The organism is Synechocystis salina LEGE 00031 (assembly GCF_015207985.1).
GTDB classification, from domain to species: domain Bacteria; phylum Cyanobacteriota; class Cyanobacteriia; order Cyanobacteriales; family Microcystaceae; genus Synechocystis; species Synechocystis salina.
Window position 1 is genome coordinate 1 of sequence record NZ_JADEVV010000063.1, and the last position, 21,907, is coordinate 21,907.

The 21,907-nt window shown below is 44.6% G+C and carries 20 protein-coding genes; 6 read left to right on the forward strand and 14 right to left on the reverse strand.

Annotated features, from left to right (window positions below):
* Positions 1–101: 101 nt before the first annotated feature.
* Positions 102–1,376, reverse strand: coding sequence for a hypothetical protein (locus IQ217_RS16595; protein ID WP_194020799.1), 1,275 nt, complete (start codon positions 1,374–1,376; stop codon positions 102–104).
* A 416-nt stretch (positions 1,377–1,792) separates the two neighbouring features.
* Between IQ217_RS16595 and IQ217_RS16600 the strand changes: the two genes are divergently transcribed.
* On the forward strand, positions 1,793–2,356 hold the full coding sequence (locus IQ217_RS16600) for a tyrosine-type recombinase/integrase (RefSeq protein ID WP_194020800.1): 564 nt from the start codon (positions 1,793–1,795) through the stop codon (positions 2,354–2,356).
* Between the two features lie 64 nt (positions 2,357–2,420).
* Complete coding sequence (locus IQ217_RS16605; RefSeq protein WP_194020801.1) at positions 2,421–3,755, forward strand: cytochrome P450; 1,335 nt, start codon at positions 2,421–2,423, stop codon at positions 3,753–3,755.
* A 249-nt stretch (positions 3,756–4,004) separates the two neighbouring features.
* Here the strand turns inward: IQ217_RS16605 and IQ217_RS16610 are convergent, their stop codons facing one another.
* Complete coding sequence (locus IQ217_RS16610; RefSeq protein ID WP_194020802.1) at positions 4,005–5,546, reverse strand: glycine betaine ABC transporter substrate-binding protein; 1,542 nt, start codon at positions 5,544–5,546, stop codon at positions 4,005–4,007.
* 174 nt (positions 5,547–5,720) lie between these two features.
* Here IQ217_RS16610 and IQ217_RS16615 point away from each other — a divergent pair, with 174 nt between their 5' ends.
* Positions 5,721–6,176, forward strand: a complete 456-nt coding sequence (locus IQ217_RS16615; protein ID WP_194020803.1) for a hypothetical protein — start codon at positions 5,721–5,723, stop codon at positions 6,174–6,176.
* Between the two features lie 104 nt (positions 6,177–6,280).
* Here IQ217_RS16615 and IQ217_RS16620 read toward each other — a convergent pair whose 3' ends face one another.
* The 6 genes from IQ217_RS16620 to IQ217_RS16650 all read right to left on the reverse strand — a co-directional run bounded on the left by IQ217_RS16620 (position 6,281) and on the right by IQ217_RS16650 (position 12,023).
* Positions 6,281–6,856 (reverse strand): hypothetical protein, encoded by a 576-nt coding sequence (locus IQ217_RS16620; protein WP_228024239.1) that lies wholly within the window; start codon positions 6,854–6,856, stop codon positions 6,281–6,283.
* 2 nt (positions 6,857–6,858) lie between these two features.
* The gene (locus IQ217_RS16625; RefSeq protein ID WP_194020804.1) at positions 6,859–7,059 is read right to left on the reverse strand and encodes a DUF2283 domain-containing protein; all 201 of its coding nucleotides are present in this window, start codon (positions 7,057–7,059) and stop codon (positions 6,859–6,861) included.
* The gene (locus IQ217_RS16630; RefSeq protein ID WP_194020805.1) at positions 7,056–7,304 is read right to left on the reverse strand and encodes a DUF4258 domain-containing protein; all 249 of its coding nucleotides are present in this window, start codon (positions 7,302–7,304) and stop codon (positions 7,056–7,058) included. The genes IQ217_RS16625 and IQ217_RS16630 overlap by 4 nt, the downstream gene beginning before the upstream one ends.
* Positions 7,297–7,521, reverse strand: a complete 225-nt coding sequence (locus IQ217_RS16635) for a hypothetical protein (RefSeq protein ID WP_194020806.1) — start codon at positions 7,519–7,521, stop codon at positions 7,297–7,299. The genes IQ217_RS16630 and IQ217_RS16635 overlap by 8 nt, the downstream gene beginning before the upstream one ends.
* A 30-nt stretch (positions 7,522–7,551) precedes the next feature.
* Positions 7,552–10,998, reverse strand: coding sequence for a helicase-related protein (locus tag IQ217_RS16640; RefSeq protein ID WP_194020807.1), 3,447 nt, complete (start codon positions 10,996–10,998; stop codon positions 7,552–7,554).
* Between the two features lie 731 nt (positions 10,999–11,729).
* A complete protein-coding gene (locus IQ217_RS16650; RefSeq protein WP_194020808.1) occupies positions 11,730–12,023 on the reverse strand; it encodes an HNH endonuclease family protein in 294 nt (97 codons plus the stop codon).
* A 157-nt stretch (positions 12,024–12,180) separates the two neighbouring features.
* Here IQ217_RS16650 and IQ217_RS16655 point away from each other — a divergent pair, with 157 nt between their 5' ends.
* Complete coding sequence (locus IQ217_RS16655) at positions 12,181–12,777, forward strand: ParA family protein (RefSeq protein ID WP_194020809.1); 597 nt, start codon at positions 12,181–12,183, stop codon at positions 12,775–12,777.
* Positions 12,770–13,024: a hypothetical protein gene (locus tag IQ217_RS16660; RefSeq protein ID WP_199309591.1), complete on the forward strand. Its 255-nt coding sequence runs from the start codon at positions 12,770–12,772 to the stop codon at positions 13,022–13,024. The genes IQ217_RS16655 and IQ217_RS16660 overlap by 8 nt, the downstream gene beginning before the upstream one ends.
* A 425-nt stretch (positions 13,025–13,449) precedes the next feature.
* Here IQ217_RS16660 and IQ217_RS16670 read toward each other — a convergent pair whose 3' ends face one another.
* The gene (locus IQ217_RS16670; RefSeq protein ID WP_194020810.1) at positions 13,450–14,295 is read right to left on the reverse strand and encodes a DNA cytosine methyltransferase; all 846 of its coding nucleotides are present in this window, start codon (positions 14,293–14,295) and stop codon (positions 13,450–13,452) included.
* On the reverse strand, positions 14,225–15,703 hold the full coding sequence (locus tag IQ217_RS16675) for a hypothetical protein (protein ID WP_194020811.1): 1,479 nt from the start codon (positions 15,701–15,703) through the stop codon (positions 14,225–14,227). Before IQ217_RS16675 ends, IQ217_RS16670 begins: the two co-directional genes overlap by 71 nt.
* A 689-nt stretch (positions 15,704–16,392) precedes the next feature.
* Here IQ217_RS16675 and IQ217_RS16680 point away from each other — a divergent pair.
* Positions 16,393–16,791 (forward strand): helix-turn-helix domain-containing protein, encoded by a 399-nt coding sequence (locus tag IQ217_RS16680; RefSeq protein ID WP_194020812.1) that lies wholly within the window; start codon positions 16,393–16,395, stop codon positions 16,789–16,791.
* A 558-nt stretch (positions 16,792–17,349) separates the two neighbouring features.
* Here IQ217_RS16680 and IQ217_RS16685 read toward each other — a convergent pair.
* From IQ217_RS16685 to IQ217_RS16700, 4 genes are all read right to left on the reverse strand, one after another.
* The gene (locus tag IQ217_RS16685; protein ID WP_194020813.1) at positions 17,350–18,333 is read right to left on the reverse strand and encodes a hypothetical protein; all 984 of its coding nucleotides are present in this window, start codon (positions 18,331–18,333) and stop codon (positions 17,350–17,352) included.
* Between the two features lie 236 nt (positions 18,334–18,569).
* Positions 18,570–19,046, reverse strand: a complete 477-nt coding sequence (locus IQ217_RS16690; RefSeq protein WP_194020814.1) for an Mpo1-like protein — start codon at positions 19,044–19,046, stop codon at positions 18,570–18,572.
* Between the two features lie 62 nt (positions 19,047–19,108).
* Positions 19,109–20,764 (reverse strand): N-acyl-D-amino-acid deacylase family protein, encoded by a 1,656-nt coding sequence (locus IQ217_RS16695; protein ID WP_228024238.1) that lies wholly within the window; start codon positions 20,762–20,764, stop codon positions 19,109–19,111.
* Positions 20,765–20,823: 59 nt separating this feature from the next.
* A partial coding sequence (locus IQ217_RS16700; RefSeq protein WP_194020816.1) for a glycosyltransferase family 2 protein occupies positions 20,824–21,907 on the reverse strand: 1,084 nt, incomplete at its 5' end.

The window sequence follows — 21,907 nt, forward strand, 5'->3', positions numbered from 1 at the left end:
ACAGTTCACTATACGTGTCTACACATTGTACTGTCTTTTTCGCTTCTCTTACCTTCGTCATACTCCCTCCAAGCTTTCCAGCCTTTTATCTCCATTCTAATTCACCCATTTTGATGAAAGAGGGATACAGCAGTGTGCAGATCAACGTGGGACAGCAGATGAGGGTATAGTAAGCTTTTCACCGTGCTTGTTGTCCCAAATCGGAACGCAATCCGCTGTAAGTTACTATTATCATTAGTAATGGTTTCTGTGACCGCTGTTGTTGTTCCTACTGTATAACCAGTGCCACTTGCTAAGGTGAGAGCAACAGTTTCGTTAGCTTCAATCGTGGTATCGGCAGTAGGGTCAATGGTTAAAGTTGTGGTACTAGAACCTGCGGCGAAGGTAATTTGTCCTGTCCCTGGAGTTGCGCCAGTGTAATCAGAACTATCCGCTGTGCCAGCGATACTGTAGGTAATCCTATAGCTACCACCACCGTCACCACCAATCGCTTGGTTATTTTGGATTTGAGAATCATTAATATTTACCGTACCGGCATAAATATTAACGGCCCCTCCCATTCCTGCTGCCCCACCACCACCAGGAGATTGCCTATCTTCCCCCTGGGCACGACTACCAGTTAGAACGATATTGCCGAAAGTAACGTTGCCACCATTAACGTAAAAGAGCCTTACATCTCCTTCATCATTGACGCCATTATTGACATCGCCACTGATAGAGTAGCCATTGCCATTTATCGTTAAAGAATGGCTAGCAGTTATTTGTGGCAGAGCACTGGTTAGACGAATATTGACCCCAAGGTTAATAACGTCTGACACTCCATTTGTGTCGGCAGAACTAAGGGCACCGAGTAACTCACTGTAAGTAGAGACAGTCCAAGTGGCCATCTCGATCGCCGTTTCTACCCCATCAATAGTAACGACAGCCCAATCATTCTCAGCTTGCAAGCGAGTTACTTCACTCTGGGTTAAAGGTTGGACCAACGCCACCTTGGCAAAATATTCCCCCTCATCGCCAGGGGTATCGGTACTGTTCACCTGGGCATCAACATGGTGACCAATTTCTTCCAAAATCACCGCTACTATTTGTTCCGAGGCTGCCGTTGCCAGGAACACATCAGATAGATAAATGGTCTTGTTACTCGCCGCATAGCCCCCCAAAGCAGAGCCTAAAACCTCGGCACTGACCACTTCAATGGAGGGTAAGGCACTAAAATCTTGGTTGCCCCAACTGCTTCGTATCGCCTCCGCCTTAGCAAAATCGTATTCTGTGCCGTAAATGGATTCAAAGTTTGCCCAAAAGGTATCGGTAAGGGCGAATTCGGACAGACAAGAGTAAACGTTGGCCAGATAGTTGGCGATAGGCAGGAGAGACATGGCAGCAACCAGGGAGTAGTGAAGGGAGAAACCAATAAAACCCTTTCTTTAAAAACTAGAACATACAGTATTATTAGTAATTATGAGTCTAGTGCATGCACTAGTCAACTATGCTAGGGGTCACAACAGAAAAGGCGATCGCCAATAACCGATATGATTTATCGAGTTGCACTAAAGCAGTACAAATTACACCATTGAGAATCGCCTGTAATCCTTATATTTGACTTTTTAGGCTAACTACATCATTTTCTTCAGCAAAGACCCAAATTAGACGATTTAGGGCATAGTGGCAGTTTTCGGAATTTATCAACTGAGAATAATTAGCAATAATTTGTGTTGAGCGATGGGGAGTTGGAAAAATTCCAGGATAGAATTAGGCTTGTGGAAGCTACTCAATATTTTCTCTATTTTATTGAATGAAAATTAACCGTCAGGGGCAAGCAAAGGTACTTACAGAGCAGGAATTGCACGACCTGTTCACCATTGGGTTGCTTACTCCCCGCGATCGCCTCTTGTTTGGCATTTGTCTTTATACTGGTTGCCGCATTGGGGAAGCTTGCTCCTTAGCTTGGAGTGATGTCACCGCTGATGCCATGACTTTCCGCATTGAAAAGACCAAGACCAAATCTAGCCGTACTGTGGCAATTACCCCGGCGTTGCAAACTTTGTTTGATGAGTACCGGCAACAGCAATGCTTTAGGTTTCCATCCTCCTATGTATTTCGGGGTAAACGGGTGGGGTCACACCTTCATCCTTCCATGGCCCACAAAATTTTGAAAGCCGCCACTGATTTGATTGGAGTTAGGGGAGTATCTACCCATTCTTTCCGCAGGACTGCGTTAACTATGATGTGTAGAAAGGGTATTAATTTGCGAGTTATTCAGAAGATTAGTGGTCACAAGAATTTGAATGTGTTGTCCCATTATCTGGAGGTTTCTGAACAGGAGAAGGAGCAAGCTTTATCTAAAATTTCATTTTAAAATTGATTGATAGGACAACGACTTCGTAAGTATTAATCTTGAACAAATTACCCTTTCTTTTTATATGACAACTTCTCCTACAAATTTAGATTCTTTACCTATTCCCTCCGGTGACTTTGGCTTACCATGGTTAGGAGAAACCCTCGATTTTCTTAATGATGGGGACTTCAGTAAAAAGCGGCAACAGCAATTTGGGCCAATTTTTAAAACCCGTTTATTTGGTAAAAATGTCATTTTTGTTTCTGGGGCATTAGCAAACCGCTTTTTATTCACCAAAGAACAGGAAACTTTTCAAGCAACTTGGCCCCTCAGCACCAGAATTTTGCTAGGGCCTAATGCGTTAGCGACTCAAATGGGGGAAATACATCGCTCACGCCGTAAAATTCTATACCAAGCTTTTTTGCCCAGGGCATTGAACGGTTATTTACCGAAAATGGATGACATTATTCAGGGATATTTGGAGCAATGGGGAAAAGCCGATGAGGTGATTTGGTATCCGCAATTAAGACGAATGACTTTCGATGTGGCGGCAACGTTATTTATGGGGGAAGGAGCAAGCCAAAATCCTCATTTATTTCCTTGGTTTGAAACCTATATTCAAGGACTATTTAGTCTACCAATTCCTTTGCCTAATACCCTATTTGGTAAATCCCAACGAGCAAGGGCTTTGTTATTGGCCGAGCTTGAACAAATCATCAAAACTCGACAACAGCACCCCCCCAAGGAAGAAGATGCGTTGGGCATGTTATTAGCCGCCCGAGATGATAATAATCAACCGTTATCTTTACCGGAGCTGAAGGATCAAATTTTGTTGCTGTTGTTTGCGGGGCATGAAACTCTAACCTCGGCATTATCTTCTTTTTGTCTATTGTTAGGACAGCATTCCGACATTCGGGAAAAGGTAAGACAGGAACAAAATAAATTGCAATTAGGGCAAGAACTGACAGCAGAAACTCTTAAAAAAATGCCCTATTTAGATCAAGTGTTGCAGGAAGTATTACGGTTAATCCCTCCTGTGGGCGGTGGTTTTCGAGAATTAATCCAAGGCTGTCAATTTCAGGGTTTTCATTTTCCCAAGGGCTGGTTAGTTTCTTATCAAATTAGCCAAACCCACGCCGATCCTGATTTATATCCTAATCCAGAAAAGTTTGATCCAGAACGGTTTGCCCCTGATGGTAGTACGATTCACAATCCCCCCTTTGCCCATGTTCCCTTTGGGGGTGGCTTACGAGAATGTTTAGGTAAGGAATTTGCTCGGCTGGAAATGAAGTTATTTGCCACCCGATTAATCCAGCAATTTGATTGGACATTATTACCGAGACAAAATTTAGAGCTGGTTGTTACTCCCAGTCCCCGACCTAAGGATAATTTACGAGTAAAGCTACATTCACTAAAATAATTCTAGGGAAACAATCAAATTAAAATTTGACCGTTGTAACTCTGCAAAAATAACCCGCTCATTTTGATCCATATTGGCTATAATTCCTCGGCTACAGTAAATTCAATTTATTACTAGAACTAACAGTTACATTCAAACAAAAAGTTACGGTTATGAATGCTAGGGGTAGAGTGATTAATAGGTAGTAAAAGTTATAGACAATTCACCGTCCAATAAACGGATGGAAGGGCGCTCAAAGTTTTGGGTCGATCAAATTAACCCTTTAGTCTGCAAAAAAGCTTGCACCAGCTTTGTCACGTCGGTATTGCCCTCATCCATTTGTAAATTGAGTTGTTGAATTTCTGTGGCGGTCAAGATTCCGGCTAATTCATTGATTGCTGGTCGGAGTTGAGGATAAGTTTTTAGGATTTTGTCATTAAAAATTGGAACAGCATAATAGGGTGGAAAATAGCGTTTATTATCCTCCAAGACAATCAGTTTATTTTTAAAAATTTGCCCATCGGTGGAATTACCTGCCACCAAATCAACTTGGTTTGCCGTTAAGGCCGTATAAATTAAACCCAAATCCATGGCGATCGGGGGTTTAGCAAATTTCAAACCATAGGTACGGCTTAGACCGGAATAGCCATCAGGACGGTTAAGAAATTCGTAACCAAACCCCGCCTGCCATTCATTTTCTAAAGGGACTAAATCACTAATAGTTTTGAGACCATAGCGTTGGGCATCGGTGGGACGCACAATAAGCGCGAAAGTGTTTTCAAACCCCAAAGAAGGAAAAACGGTTAATTGAAATTTCCTGGCATAATCTGTTTTAACTGTCTCGAAAACCTGTTCTGCGTTAGAAATGGGTTGTTGTTTCAAAATGGCCGTGTAAGCGGTACCTGTATATTCCACATAACCGGCGATCGCCCCGGACTTGACTGCTTCATGGGCAATATTAGTACCCCCCAAATTAAAACGACGATTGACCGTCAAATCAGTTTTATTCTCAATTTGCTGGGCGAGTAGTTCTCCCAACACGTATTGCTCAGTGAAGTTTTTCGCGCCAATAGTAATATTCGCCGGGTTGCCAAACCAGAGAGCATGGATCAAAAACGATAACCCCAGAAATCCCCCCAAGCCGATCGCCCCCCAGCGTAAATTGCGTTGCCAACGGGACAAACGGGGGCCGCGACGGGAAAGTTGCTTTTCGAGTAAACCAATGGCCCAATCAGCGACTAAAGCAATCAATGCGGCCGGAATCGCCCCTGCTAAAATCAGTTGGTTATTGACCAAGGAAATGCCCTGAAAAATAAACACTCCCAACCCTCCCCCACCGATCGCCGCCGCAATGGTGGCAATGCCCACACAAATCACCGTGGCAACCCGCACACCGGCCAAAATTACCGTTAATGCTAAGGGCAATTCGATATAAATTAAGACCTGTCGAGGGGTCATGCCCAAAGCTAAGGCCGCTTCTTTTAATTCGGGATCAACGGATTGTAACCCCGTGTAGGTGTTGCGAATCAAAGGCAACAGGGCATAGAGCACCAACGCCACGATCGCCGGGGTGGGGCCAATGCCACCCAAAAACGGCACCGTAATCAAAAAACCAAACATGGCTAAACTAGGGATAGTCTGGGCCGCATTGGCAAAAATTAAAATCGGCTGGGCTAAGCGGGGTACTCGACTAATCACCACCCCCAACGGAATACCGATTAAAACTGCCACCGTCATGGCGATCGCCACTAATTGAATGTGTTCTTGGGTGTGGGTTAACAGTTGGGGCCAGAGATTGATTAATGAGGTCATTGGGTTAGAAGACGGGGAAAGTGAGCCTAACTTAACGACAAGTCGCTACCTAAGCTGGCAACTTTTGGGGAGAATAACTACGTTTTATTGGCAATACCCATTTAAAGTCAATAAACAGGTAATTAGAATTAAAACCGGTTTTGGTTCCCGTCAAAAAATTATGGAGATTGATGAGTGAATAATTGGATTCAAATCAAAGGAGTTGTCAAAGCTGGCCATGGTGTTGCCTCTGGTAAATCAAGCGATCCACGATTTCCGGCAGGCACCATTGCGATGCAAAAAGCTTGCTTTCAAGAGCGAGGTTTGAGTTTAGACGATTATTATCTAGGAACAATTAATCTAAGCATTGCTCCCCACCAATATAAGGCAAAGCAAGCAAAATACACATTTAGGCAAGTCAAATGGTCAAACAATGACCCGGCTGAAGACTTTTCTTTTTTTGATTGTCGTATCATTATCGGTAATCAACAAGCTATCAAAGGATTAATTTATTACCCCCACCCTGAAACAAAACCAGAGCACTTTCAACCTCCCGATATTTTGGAGATTATGAGCAGTTTTATTCAAAATTTACACTATGGTAATGAGGTGATTATTGAAGTGAATCCTCAACAAATTGAGATTAGTTAACCATGTTACTGGGGGTTGACTGCAATCAGGTGAATCAAAATGGATTAGATAGGGGCACCTCTGATTTCTGAAAATTTCCGACATTTCGAGTCACAACACAGAGGTCATGGACAACGGCGATCGCCTTCATTTTCTATCCCATCAATCTCCAAACAAAAATCCTTGTGTAACCCCTCAAAATCCTGAAAAAATTGCTTCGTAACCTGCTCAATGTTAAAACCCTGACTAACCTTTTCCACAGCCTTAACAAGGGTTGCATCATCTTCCTCATCAATGCTGAAAAATAACGGCTCTAACTTCTGAATTAATGGTTCCGCCGACTTATTTGCATTGTAACTATGGAAAATAGGTTTGCGCTTTTTCCCTTCCTGTTCGACCCACATCCAAACTTGGGATGTTTGCGCTTCATCCCCAAAAATCAAGAGGTGAGATTTAGAATAATCCGACAATTGACGATCAAGAGCCAACCTAACCTTTCGCTCTGGAATCTCAGTAGTGGAACAATAATACACAGTAAAACCACGCTTCTGGGCGATGGCGATCGCCTCAAAAATATCCTCATCAACTTCTAACGGCAATGCTATTCGGTCAATTGTATCCCAACCTAATTCTTCGATAAAAAGAGATTCAAAATCAAAATTCTTAAGATATTTTTGGGTACGTGTACGGTTCAATTTCATGGTTAGAGAAAAGTTTCTAAAAGAATTTGTTGCAAAGGATTCGATGTCTTTTGGCTAAGATAAAGAATTTCAATACCCACTACTTGACCAGCTTCGTTATAATCAAGAATAATGCCATCTTTAATTTCTTCAGATTCCACGATTTTAGAATCATCAAGTCGTAAATATAAAGCATCATCATCTTTATTTACTGTTAATTTCATTTGGCTCTCCTATCAAAAAATAAAGTAACAATTCGTTGGGGAATAACTTGAGAATTAACAACTATACGTAAAGTGCGATCGCCAAATTCCGCAATTTTTTTTAGATAATGAGTATTCCCATGAGCATCAGCTAAATACAGTACTTGGTCAGGATTTTGTAATGTTTTGTCAAGCCAGATCATTGAAATTTCCCTTTGCTCCATTTGCAACTGAGCATGTTTTGTCAGAATAAATCCATCAATCATCTTCACCCCTTGTCAAGGCCATAATTTCATCGGTGGTCATATCACACTGCATTTTTCCCCGAACTTGCTCGATATAAGCCATGCCCTCACTCAACTTTGGGGCGTGTTCTGCAGGATAACGATTTTGTAATGTCGCTAAAAATGATTTCACTTCATCTAAAGCACTATCTGGTAACTGTTCCAGCATTTCAACAATTTGAGCTTGAGTTGTTGTCATTAATTTTTCCTCAATTAATATAGTTTGATCCTAACGTTGAAATAATCCCAGCGAGCAAATCACCTTTGCCCCCTCAAATTCTCCATCGGCAGTCACTACACACAGCGCATCATGCTCCATAAGATAGGTTACTTTTTGCGCTAAATCTTCATCGGAAATACCTGCCTTTAGTTCACGGTTCAGGGAGGCGATCGCATTTTGTTTAAGAGGATAATTGTGTATCATTTCAATGGCTTTGACTAAACTTTCCCAGTCCTGGCCCTGGGCTAAAATCGGTGTCTTTTCTTGTACATACTGGCAATAGGATATTAGCTGATCGTAGGTTCTGGCCCTTGCCCCCCGCCGACTACCCATTGTGCCAGCAACTTTTTTCGTCTGATCAGTTATGATTTGCGCTGCCTTTTGGACTAAATTATGATGTTCAGGATGACGGTTTAGAGCAGGGGTATTTAAATCACAACCCGCCATTCGCAAAATTCGCATCTGAGATTGGGTCACACTATGGCCCTGCTTATCCACCCATGCCAGCGCATCCGTACCTTCAGCAGTCCTGAGATAAAGCAAAACCCCCTCTGGTTCCAAAACAGTCGGCCCATGGTGGCGAGTGGAAAACACCACGTCCGGCAGATCTTCGATAATACTTTTTAACTTAGGATTTACATCAATGGCCGTCTGCCAAATTTGCAGAGCTTCCGACGTTAAATCAACTTCCCCCTCGTCTTCCTCATCAAGAATATTCGCTTTTTCATTGTAAAGATTTAGCAAAACTTCCCGCTCTTCATCGTCCTCAAAAAATGCTTCATCAGTACCCACCACTTCCTGATTTTCCTTCAGGCGATCACGAAGCCGACCTCGTAGATTAATTAATTGCTCTACCCCCTCCGCTGGCAGAAACGAATAACAGAAAATCTCATCTGCTTCCTGCCCAATACGATCCACACGACCCGCCCGCTGAATCAAACGAATGATTGCCCAAGGCAAATCGTAATTCAGAATAATCCTTGCGTCTTGTAGGTTTTGACCCTCACTCAGCACATCCGTCGCCACCAAAATCCTTAACTGATCGTCAGCGGCCCACTGGGCGATCACTTTACCATTACTCCTCGGACTAAAACGCTGGGCAAGGATCGTTGGGTCTATCTGAGAATTTCCCGTTGCCAAACCAATATTTGTAATCCCCGCCGTTTCTAAAGCTTGAGCCAAATATCTCGCTGTATCCGCAAACTGCGTAAAAATCAAAATCTTTTCGTCTGGATGTTCTTCCGTTAGTAAACGAATTAAAGATTGTAGTTTGCCATCCTCATTCGCATTCCAACGGCCTGAAATTTTCAGTATCTTGATTAAAGATTTCGCATCCTGTTCTAGATTATCAGCCAGTTCCGGCGTAAATAAATCAGGACGAATCCACTTAAATCGCCGCTGGTACTGATTTTGGTAAAGCTGATAAATTGCCACTGCCCGTTGTTTGAATTCTGCACCGGGGGTTAGCCGATCCTCATCAAATCTGTCTTCTGTATCCGTCGCCGTTTCCCAATCCTGACCTAACAAAGAGTCCTGATCTTCATCCGTTGTCCCATCCAACCAAGCCGAATCCTGGGTGCCAATGGGAATTGGTAAATTATTGGCGATCGCATGAAGATAGACATAATTCCGCAAAATGTGGCGATCAATAGACTGAATAAAAGCCGCACCGCTACTTTCCAGACGTTTAAATAAATTGGTGCGACAGAAGCCCATTAACCGCTGACCAGCATGGGAAAGATTTGCCAGAATTTTTCGCTCTGCCTCGGTGACATCCAAATGCTCAAAGCCCGTTGCCAAGCTCATTTGACCAGGGGATTTCTTATGTTTTTTTTTTTGATTACCAGGGGACTGAATTAGATAATTCCCTAGGCCATAACGAGGTAAATTTAGGCTATTGATAATATCCACCACACGATCACCGTATAACCTCGCATAGGGGTCTTTTTCATCACTTGTACTAAATTTAACAGTCCTTGGGCGACGTTTCGGAAAATAAAAGCGATCGCTATTGGGAAACTCTAAGTAATAGCCTCGCTCGTCTTCTTTAGCATAGGTCTTTTTAATAAAACCCCTTGTCCGACGCACCATATAGCGACTCATTAACTGTTGCCAATCTTCCGGCTCATCACTATGCTCAAATGCCATCAATGAGCGTACTGGGGTTGCATTATGTTTCCGTAAAAATTGCATTTCACCACCCAAATTACGGATGTGGGCTTCTGGTTTAATGCCAATGTCTGCTTCAGCCCTCAAAAATAAACGCAACTGAGACGATAAATCCAAATAGCCTTTATTGTATGGGGTTGCCGTCAGCAGAATACAACGACTGCCACTCTGCTCTATGTATTCTTTAATCGCCTGATATCGTTTTCCTTCACGGTTACGTAGGTTATGACTCTCATCAATCAGTACCAAACGAAACCAGGCAGGCACTTCCGGCAATCTTTGTTCCACTTGGCTAATCGGGACAACCTTACCCCGCAGACCATAGCGATCAACATAGCCTTGCCACATTGACTCAAGATTCTTCGGACAAATAATTAAGGTACTCGTCCCGTATTCCTCCTCACACACATGGGCGATCGCCGTTCCCACTAACGTTTTCCCTAGACCAACCACATCACCGATCACTACTCCATTGCGCTTATAGATATGCTGCATCGCCACTCGTACAGCCTGCTCTTGAAATTCCAACAAACCAAAATTTTTCGGAGCTTGATATCGACTCAAACCATCCCGTGCTTCCTGCGACAGATGATAAGCCATCTTCAGATAAATATAAAAAGGAGGTAGTTGCTTTCCAGCCCAACTTTCATCAATCACCTTAATCAAATCTTGGGAAATATCGAGAGAAAAATTATCCTCCCATCGTTCAATAAACCACTCTTCTAACTTCTTTGTATCGTCTCGGTCTGTGACTTCAACATTCAGTTCACCCTGACCACTTAAACCAGAGAAAGTCAGATTACTACTACCAACATAACCAATGCGAGGTGTAATCTTATCTTCTCGATAAATTAGATAAAGCTTGGCATGGAGTAGATGACGTAAAAATAGTTTAACTTCTAGTTTTTCAGCTTGCAATTGTGATTTTAATCGTTTGAGGCTTGCTTCATCCCTTGCAGTAGGAACGCCATAGGTTAACTGCTCCCGAAATTCATGAGCCATAATCTTTTTCAACTCGTTTGCCTGTTCATTCGACATCCGCTGATTTGCACGCTTGGTAATAGACAAACTACGCTTAAGTTCATCGTTAGGCGGCTTCTGCATTCCCACCAATAAGCGACAATTTTGACCTTTCCCGGCAGTAAATTGCTCGACTTCATCCTCTAACTCTCGCCAACCACGCAGGTTAAAGTAGCCAACACAAAAATCCGAACGATAACCTTCCTTTAGACAATGCTTAAGCTCTGGCAGTAGAGGAAAATCGCAATTGTCATAGATTGAAGACATGGACGTTTAACCCTTCTCTTCCAATATCGCCAGCCTTTTCTCCAACCTACGAACCCGCTCCACCAGGGGCAAACTGTCGTTATCACCCACATAAGAGGCAATAGCAGCCAAGACTCCTTCAGTCACCGTCAAACCCTGCTGGTCAAGATAAGACTCCAACCGAGCAAGTAACGGGTCTGGAACTCGGATAGATAAACGCCGACTTTCCATAACTGACAATAGTTTTCTAGCGTATGACGGAATGCTATCGCAAGATTAGATCAAGCGTTGCAAAGTCTTAACAAATCGTGATAGTTAACTAAAAGGTTATTAATCGGGGCTTCAGCGGGTGAGATCCAACTTAGGTCTTTCAAAAACCTGAACGAATACCGAAGGCGGCAACAGGCGCAAAACCTCCTGGGCCAAACCATAGGCTTTCCTTGGGCCCTTCACCTCCAGTTCCATCGACGAAAACGAGTCAATCTCTAACTTGTAGTCCCGGCAATAAATCCAGAGCCAGTCATCGCATTGTGAACCCCATTCCAAGCGTGGGAAGTGGTCAGACAAGATGGACACAACTAACTCAAAATCTGACCGTCGTAATTCTGCAAAGATTACCCACTCGTTTTGATCCATACTGGTTACGACCATTGGGCACAATTATTACTAGGGATTATGAGAGAAGACCTGTTACTGTTCCTAGGCAGGGTTCCCCCCTTGATTTCCTACCCAATCTGGTCAGCTAAAACCTTTCAACAAAACCTTAGCGTTAACTGCCCAGGTGTAATATTCCCCCGTTGCCTGCGGTGATAGTGGAGATGGCAAGGCAAACAAAGGGCCTTTAAATTCTCCGGCGCATTATTCCCTGGATCATAGTCGCAATGGTGAACTGCCATCCTGAGCCGATACCGTTCCCCCTTGGATAAACCCTTCCCCTTCCCAGGCTTTAAGCATTGCACCCCGCACCGTTCACAGACCCAACTAACGGACTGCTTTTTCTCCAGGGACAACTGAGGCCAGTCGGGAGGATAGCGGTTATCTTTCATTCCAAACCCCTAGTAAAAAATTCATCTCCCACTCTTAACCCCTAGTAATTTTTTTAAAACACCCTGGCAACATTTTACGATTATAAACGTCTCCCTATCTAGACATCCAGAAGTTTAAACAGTTAAACGTCTAAACTTTTAAACACTTAACCATCCAATGATTATCACCGTTACTGCCTTTAAAGGAGGAGTGGGTAAAACCACAAGCTCTATTCACTTGGCGGCTTACCTTAATAACAAAGCTCCAACAATCCTAATTGATGGGGACTTGAACCGTTCGGCATTGTTGTGGGCCTCCCACCAAAAGCTAGATTTCCCTGTTGTCGATGAACGGGAAGGACTAAAAGCGGCCCGTAATTATGAGCACATCGTTGTTGATACTCCAGCTAGACCAGAAATTGAAGAAATTCGCTCCCTTGCTAGAGGATGTGACTTGATGGTTTTGCCAACCTCCCCCGATGCCCTTTCCATGGGAGCATTACAAGCAAACATCCAGACGTTTAAACAGCTAAACATTCCAAACTTTCGGATTTTAATGACCATCGTTCCGCCAAAACCTTCCACAGCAGGAATAGAGGCCAAGGAATATCTCCAAAGCTTAGGATTGCCTGTTTTTAAACGCATGATCACTCGATATGCCGCTTTTCCCAAAGCTGCCTTAGAGGGTTGTGTTGTTCGTGATGTCAAAGGCGATCGATATGCGGGGGCCGGTTGGAATGATTACAAAACCGTAGGAGGTGAAATTTATGGCTAAGGAAAAAAATCGCTTTGCAGGCTTTGAGAATTTTGTTCAGGCGGAATCAACTAGCTCAGAGTCAGCCCAAGGAAAACCAGAAGCGGCGATCGCCAAAAGCAAAGATCCCAATTTCAAAAAAACAACCCTCTACCTTTCCAAAGCCACCCACCTGAAATTACGCACCCATACCTTAAGCACTGAACAAGATATGTCCGAATTGGTGGAGGAGCTGTTAGTCGATTATTTCAAACGTCTAGACAGTTAAACAGGGAAACGTTCACTCAACTTTAACCTTAAGTGCTTAAACGGCTAACGATACAGACAGATAACTGTCTAAACATTTAGACGGTTATTATAATTGGTTAGTTCAAAATCCATCAAAAAGTGAGCTGTCACCGACAGGCGTTAGGAAGGCTTCATAGGTTAGTACAATCTTTGCCAAGGTATTGCAGAATGACGGTTACATCCAGTTTTTTTCTGTCCCATTCTTGCACCACATCAAGCTTATCCTTGGGAATATACTTCGACCCCTTGTGCTGTCTGATGCCATTCTCCCAAAGCTCATAGTGATAATAGTACTGCTCATAGGATTTTTTACCCCTTGAGGTCTGTTTTTCGCAATAGTGCAATTGGATATAACCACTACCTTGGCCCCGAGATCTCCGTTTGGATTTTCGCTCAGAATTTTTACTAGGGGATAAGGGAATGGAGGTAGAGGATTCGCTTGAGGGGAATACTGGCTTGTCCTGGGGTAACGGTTCTGCCGGCCAGTTTGCGGGCTTTAATTCTGCCGGTGGTTCCGGTGGGGACAATGCAGAATTGGGGGCCAAGGCCTGAAACCAGTGAGAAGGATAACCCTGAATCAGAGCATAGGCCGTTGCGCTCAACTGTGAGCCATTGGGAATTAACCCGTTGCTCCTCAACCATTGCTCCAACTTGTTCGACCCAGCTTGGCGGTAGGTGCCCAAACAGGCTGTGGGGGTAGGAAACAACAAACAATCTTTCCCTGCGGTGCCCCGCTCCAAGCTCCTGCGCCGAGATAATCTCAATTTCGCTTTGATAACCAACCATTCGGAGTCCGCCAAGGATTGCTCTAAGGCCTCGATGGATAACTCCCAGGGGTTGCTCAATAACGACAAATTGGGGATGGCACTGGGCAATGATGCGTAACACTTCCCGAAAGAGGGCTGATTCGGGATGGTGGAGGCCGGTTTTGGTTCCAGCTCCACTGGTGCCGGTGCAGGGGAAACCAGCGGTAACAAGGTCAAATTGCCCTGGGCTTGGGTAGTAGTCCCTGATGTCGGCGTGGATGGGGATGTGGGGCCAGTGGTGGGACAAAATGGTATGACAGTCGGGGTCGATTTCAACAAACTGAGTTGTTGCCACTTTTCCTCCGGTTTGTTCTGCGGCCAGGGTGAATCCGCCACATCCGGCAAATAGGTCGAGGTGTTTAAGGGTTCCATGGCTAGAACTCCTCGCAGTGGATAATTTGGTCAGTGTCGGGGCAATATTTGTAACTTGGCGATCGCCGGGCATAGTGAATTGCTTCCTCTCGTAGAGCGGGATCAAAAAGCCATTGATTGAGTCGTTCCAGTTCGGACTGGGGTTTGGGGCAAACTTCCCGCTTACCACCAAAACCCTTGAGCAAACCCTGCATCATTTGCCGGAATGCTTGGGCTTGCTCTGGGGCCACCGGCTCGGATTTTGGCTGGCGTTGGAAAACTTTTAGTCGAGTGCCGTCGGGAAGGATGGTGTATTCAGAATCAGGGGTCGGGGAAGAATTTTCGGGAGGGGTTTCAACACTCACCGCTGACACAAACACATCCCCAGTCAGTTCTTGGGGTTCCTCAGTAGGGCAGTCACTTTCCCAGGGAGAAGGTTCACACTCAGGAGCAACAATCAGGGAAGGGATTTCCGTGGGGGCCAGCTCAGCTTCCTCAAGATTTTTACTAGGGGATAAGTCCGCCACAGGTTCGACACTTTCCAAACCCCTAGTAATTTCCTCCACACCAGGCATAAGCACCGGTGCAATTGTGGGTTCCACCACAGCCACAGGATTCATTTCTGGGGGCAGAACCGCCGTCACAGCCCGTTGATGGGTGATTAGGTTCCGTTGCTGGTCTTCGGGGATTTGACAGCCATTGGCAAGGCGCATTTGGGTATTCTCTACCCGATGAACAAACTCTTTCTGGTACTGCTCCCAGCGAATGGGCAGATTAGCGGGGTCTTTCTTGAAATGGGCCAACACATCCGCTTGCTTATCGTGGAAGTCTCCGCCATATCGTTTCAGCCAGTTCATAGCCAACCAATCGCGGAAGTTGGGGTCTAGCTTGCCCTCAATATTCCAGGGGCCCTGGGGCAGCCAATCAAAGCCTTGGTTTTTACTAGTGCGTTTTTTGGTACGGCGGGCGGCGGAGTATTTTTCTTCTCCTTGACCTACAGGTTTTGCAGATGAGTTTTGGTTAACTTCTGCCGTAGCTGGTTTTTCTGGGATTTTTGGTTTAATTCCATTACTTCGTCCATTTGTATTTATTTCCGGATCTGGAATTTTTTCTTTTTCCTCGCTCTGGCTGTCTGGAGAATCTAAGAGAATCTTAAATTCTTTATATAAGGAGGAGTCCCAATTTTGAGACGGGGAAACGCATTCTTGAGACTCTTTGCTCATTCCTGAGAAATTTGTCTCATTTTTGAGATAGACGCAAAAGCCGCTTAGCTTGTGGTTAATCAGTAAACCTGCATTGGTTAATGCATCTAGGGCGCGGTAGAAAGTTGCTCTGCTGATGCCTAGAACTTCTTTGGCCCTTTCCCAAGTGATTTGCACCTGGCGATCGCCAAAGGGGTCGAGTCCACAAATCCAGAGCCAGAGCTTGTTTGCTGATTTTGGTAAGTCGGCGGCGATTACCTCGTGGATCTTTTCGGTTGTTAGCTTGTAGAATTGAGTCATAGTATTTGAAATTTTTTGGCGCTGGGTGGTAGAAGACCCTTCGCCTTTTTTTTATTTGGGTAGGGTGGATAAAGGGTTAAAGCTGTTGGAATAAGTTCCTAAACTGCAATTTGGTTTTCAGCATTGCGCCGTTTTTAGCGAATTTGAGGCTGATTTGTGTGGATTTACGGAGATAAAGCCCTGATCTGATTCATATAATTAAGTCCTGAAAATGTTTAGTTGCAGGTATAAAGGCTTAAGGTAAATATCTACCAAGCAAATTAGATACTGTTTAACTGAACGGCCATGGCAAAAACGTGCCTTGATATACAAAAACTCATAAATTCGGTCAATGTCACCCAGAGATTCGTCTATGGGTCACTTATGGTTTTGTTGGCGTTGGCCTAAATTACCTACTCCTGTGACATGGCGATCGCTAAAACGTCTAGGGAAGTTATCAATGGTCGGCATTCCAGACTGGAGAGGGCTGCTTGGTTCCCGAAAAGCTTTTCTGTGGTGTTTGTCAGTTTATGGAAAGGTGTCATAATGGGGCTCAGAGTGGTTATGAGGTCTATGTGATAAAGCCTTGTATCCGTTTCCCCGACTTGTGATCGGGGTTATTTTTTTGCGTTTGTGCTAGACTGGGTCTGTAAAGCAGACAATTACTTTTATACAAGTAATTTGCTGATTATAATAGTAAATTGGAAGAAATGGAAAAAGATTTGTTAGGGATTTTCAAAGAAAAACTAGCACGGTATTCCATTCGTCAAAATGATATTGCTGCGGTTTTGGGCAGAAGCCCTGGGAATGTCAGCGACATCTTGAAGGGTCGCAAAAATCCCACCCTGACAACTTTTATGCAAGTTCTGAGTGCTGCAGAGCAGATCTGCCCCGGTTTTACGGATGAGTATTGGCGAGCAGTGGCCGGGCATCAATCCCTAGGGAAGTTTGTGAGTTCTCTTGATAGTGCCGAATTAGGTATTTTGTTAACTCTTGCCGGTCAAAGGCTCATTGATAACCAAAGTCAGCAGTCGACGAGTCCATTAAGGCAAAAAATATCCCAGTCTACCAAGGTTGGGTCAAATGCACAGGAGCAGGTTGCCGTTTAGGTTCAGAACTTTTTTCCGCTTCGTCTGGAACATAAATGATCTAGCGGTCGAACCAAATTATTATCTGTGGAAAAAAATACTTCCCAAATAAAAAATCCCAGAAACTCTGGGCTAGCTATGGATTTTTAGGCTTTTCCCGCTTTTCTCTTGAGCCATTCCTCCCGCGAGATATTGCCTGGGGCTAAAACTGTCTGTTTCTCCGGTTCTCGCCGTTGTCCCATCTTTAAAGACTGGGGCTTATTTTTCCTCCACAGGTCAAGGCCCAGTCCAAATTTGGCGCAACATCTTCTCAGGGCCATGGCTTCTGCATTGGAGCGGCGATCGCCATTAAACCCCTAGTAAAATTTGTAGACCGCCTACATCCTCAATGCAAGGTGGTAATCCACGTTGCCATTAAATATAAACTCCACGGAAAGCCGGGCTTTAGCCGGGCGGACTTTGCTTTACATCAGTGACCAGCAATAACTTTTGGCGATCGCCCAACGATTCTGGTCAGCGGTTGCCAACGCCCTCAAACTCAACATCAGCAGCTTGCTTCAACCCGCTGCACCACGATTGTTAGGTTGCTGGAAGCATCGACTGAGCCTGGATTTGTAATTCCGGTGTCTCTATGAGTTGAACAATCTGCTGACATCTGTCCCAAATCTCAGATGCGAAGGGTGAACGCGCATCACGGAACGGATATTCATCCTTGTCGGTATAGGTTGTAATCGGCTTCGCTTGTTGAACAATGGTCAAGAAAACGCGGTCTCGCCTTGTTTCCGACAGTTGGTCTTGAGCGATAGAAATCGTATTGAGCCAACGCTCGTATGCACGTTTCGGATGACCCTCAACTGCTTCGAGAGCAGCTAATTGCAAACTCGCAAGGACTTGAGAGCTAGGCTGAGTCAAGCTATCAACAAGAGCTTTATTCTCAGCTCCGAACGGACCGCTGATGGAACGAATCAGGCGCTTTTGGACTGCGAGGCAGAGATGCTCGTAGGGAAACAGCCAGCCCCCTTGTTGAACCAAGCCATACAGCGCCTCCCAGGCATCAACGTCCAGGGTGCAGCCCAAAACCCCTTGGCAAAAGTCAATACGACCGCAGTGGCGCAGCCCATATAAGCTTTTGAAGAAAGCATCAATCTGCATCTTCTCACAGTCATCCCGGCTCCATCCCCTTTGGTAAAGCGGGGTAATAAAGCTATAGTCTAATGGTGGTGCAATATTCCATAATTTTCCCCAGAGCTGGCCGGCAACCTGGCTAGACACTGTTGCGATTAAAGGCTGCACTAGCTTGTCATGTAAGGAAACAGCATTGCCTGGATTTTGCCAGTGAGAACTTACCCAGAAAGAATCTGGAATATCAAATAGACTTTCAACGACAAAAATCTCAGGTGTCGGCAGATTCAGGTAGCTGTAAGCTTTACCGACTGATACTTGAATTGCTGCCTCAGACGAAGCGTCGGTGGAAAACGTCAATTTTCGCCACTTCTTCCGGTAATCGGTGAGCTGGTCTTCCTGGGCGGGAGTTAGCTGACTAATTTTCTGGATTTCTTTCATAGGATGGTGAATAGCTCAGACAGCCTACCTTCAGTTGATGGGGCGATCGCCTATAGATCCGTCACGCAGCCTGCGCCATTAATCTTCTAGATAAGCCTTAAGTGAAGTTAATTGTTATGCCTTCGGGGGTCTGCCGGTCAGTAACCTTGGGTGTGGGTAGTCAGCCAGTAACAAAAGGGAAAAAACAGACGATAAGCAAAAGAAAATGTCCGTGACTTGTCTTTATTATTTTTGACTTATTTAACATCCATAGGATGCGATAAGATGGTAAACTTTACTATCTCCTCCGAAGGTGGGCTTTGAGCATTAAGCCTTAACGTATTATTTTGAATAGGATAAATCTTACTCAATTCTTCTAAATGACTTTCGATAGTGTGAATATATTTGCCAGTGAGCACTTGCCAAAATAAGCGACCAAGGCAAAATGAAGCTCGCCAAGAAAAAATGGCATCTTGTAAGTCAATATGACTTTTTTCAAAGAAAAAATGTCCCAGTAATCCTGTTAACTGACTTAAGGGCAATGCAAATAAGAGTAAAGGTTGGTGTAATTGCCAAGCACTTAATAGAAGTCCATAGAAGATGACAATACCCACTAAATGCAACGCGATATTGAGAGGATTTTGGTGCTTTAAAACAAAAATATCCCAATAGTCCGTAAAAGGATGATCAAGAATGTGAGTGTTAATTTTGTTTCTTTGACTAGGAGAGGGCATATTAAAATTAGTTGTTTGCTAATTGAGACTCTAAAGTAATTGATTTTCTGAGCATTGACTGATTAGGAATGAGTATGGGGAAACAATAAAGAGCCATAGGCTTGCTTTCCTAATTGATTGCTTACTTCCCCTCTTTGAACAACTAATTCTCCGTTGATGTAAACAGCATCAATAATCGTTTCCGAACCGCGTTTGACTATCCGTAATTCACCATCTAAATTGGGATCGACGATCGCCTCCATCGGACTAATTTCTGCGTGCAATGCTTGGGGATTAAGGATGAGTAAATCAGCTTGAGAACCAACTTTAAGAACCCCCGTATTTAATCCAAACCATTGGGCTGGTTCACCTGTAACGCGATGGATTGCAGCTTCAGGAGTTAAAAATCCAGTGGTCATGGCTTGTTTTAATAATGACAGTGCGCCATCGTAATAGCCTAAATTACGCATATGCGCCCCTGCATCGGTAAACCCAGGGAAAATATAGGGATGTTTCATTAGCTCTAGTCGAGGTTGGAGACGATCATTGGCGGCAGTAGTCAACCAGCGTAGATCGGTATCGTATTCAACTAGAGCTTCTATAAAAAAGCCTAGGGGATCTCGGTTTTCCTTGGCTGCCACCTCAGCAATGTTTCGTCCCTCCCAGTCCGCAATCGGACTACGGGTAATGATCATTTGCTCTAATTGACGATGAAAAGATTTGTTTTTACTTCGTTCCCAATCGTTACGAAACTGCTCTCGAAAAAGGGGCGATCGCCACAGATTTTGCCGCTCGACTCGGTTTGTACAACTATTTAACTTGGCCCCCGTTGGAAATTCTTCAAATAAGGGAGTCATTGGCCCTTCTCCATAGACCGTAAAGGGTTCTGTTAAGGTTTGAAACCGCACGTTACCGCCTAATATATTATTCCATAGAGCCAATAAAGGAGCAAACCCTCGCCATAATTGCCGTGCATGAACAAAATCCAAAGCTGATAGCACAGTCATTTTTAAGGGCTTTTGGCCCAGTCCCATGCCTAAACAAAAAACGTGCCAGAAAGAAGCTAAATTTTGGGGATTGGGAGTTACTTGTAAAACGCGATTGGCTTGACGACACAGATTCGCTAAATAGTCATATTCTGGAAATTGGGCGTGTTGAGAAGGGATGGTATGGGCCGACCATTGACCACTCATCCAATGCCAGGGAAACATATCAATAGAAAACCCTAAAAAACCTGCTTCTAAGGCATTTTGTAGGATATTTCCCATGGTTTTCAATTCGAGGGGGGTTGGTTGGTCAGTTAAACTACGTTCTAGTCCCATAACGTGAGCACGGAGACCGCTATGACCGAGGAGAGGGGCTACATTAGGGCCGAGGGGCAAGGTTTGGAGATGGGCTAAATACTCCCCAGGACTATCCCAAATGATCGCCTTTTCTAGCCATTTTTGCAGAAAACGATGGGGCAGGGTTTCTACTCGTTGAAACATGGCAGCCAACATGACTGGCTCACCAATTGCAATGGATAAACTACAATTTCCGATAATAACCGTCGTGACCCCATGCCGCACTGATTCTGTTAACCCAGGTGCGACTTCTAATTCCAGATCGTAGTGGGTATGAATATCTAAAAAGCCAGGTGTAACCCAGTGATTGTGGGCATCAATTACTTTTTTCGCTGGTAGGTTTAACTGGGGGGCCAGGGCGACAATTTTGCCCTGGGCAACAGCAACATCTTGCAAGATAGGAGGTGACCCATTTCCATCAAAAACGAGTCCATTTTGAATGACCAGATCCCACATTAGTTTTCACCTCCTCCCACCATTTGCCCATGTTCCACCCGATGCCACACTAGCGATTGACGCACAATACAGAGCTTCAATACCGTTACCAGCATCACTGGAATCCAATGCCCCATATACAATAATCCCCCCACCGTACTATTGAGTAATCCCCAGCCGCGTCGGCTCTCAAATTTAATTAATCCCCGCCCCATCTCCACCATTAAAATCAGCCCTAAAATGGTTTGCAATGGCCACAAAACAGGTAATTGTTCCGTTGTTAGTGACCACGCGCCATCGGCTAATAGTCCTAGCGGTAGCAAAAACTGCAATATCAAAAACATCCATAAATCAATGGCCGCATACCCTCGAATCTGGCAAAGCGGGGCAAAGTAATCTATATAACGCTGATAACCACCTTCTGCCCAGCGACAGCGTTGTTGCCAAAATTGCCGCCAATTTGTTGTCCCTTCTTCGTAAACAGAGGTATCAGGCAGAAAAACAATCTTAAACCTTGCCAAGTAAAGCTGAAAAGTCAAGTCTAGGTCATCTGCGAGGGTGTCTTCGTTCCAGCCACCGCACTGCTGTAGGCTTTGGCGAAGAATAAATGTGCCATTTCCACGCAAATCAACCCAGGCCCCTGCGGCTGATCGTTGGCACTGTAAAGCGGCATCAAAACTCTGTTCCCACTGTTGAAATTGGGTTAAACCGTTCATGCCAGCATTGAGCAATTTTTTTCGCAGTTGAACGCCTCCCACCTCTGGCTGATGAAAGGGGAGTACAGCGCGGCGGATCACGTTAGGCTCAAGCCAGGCATCCGCATCAAAAACTCCGATAATTTCGCCAGTGGTCTGGGGAAAAACGGCATTTAATGCCCCCGATTTACCGCCACTGCTCTTGGGGCGACGCAGTACTTTTAAGTGGGGAAATTGGGTCGTTAATTGTTCTAACCGTTGCGGTGTTTGATCTTGACTGCCATCGTCAATGACCCATACTTCTAGTCGGGAGGCGGGATAATCAGAGGCAAAAATACTTGTTACGATGCGATTAAGTACATTGGCTTCATTTCGTGCTGGAATTAAAATTGAGACGGTGAAGGGGGGC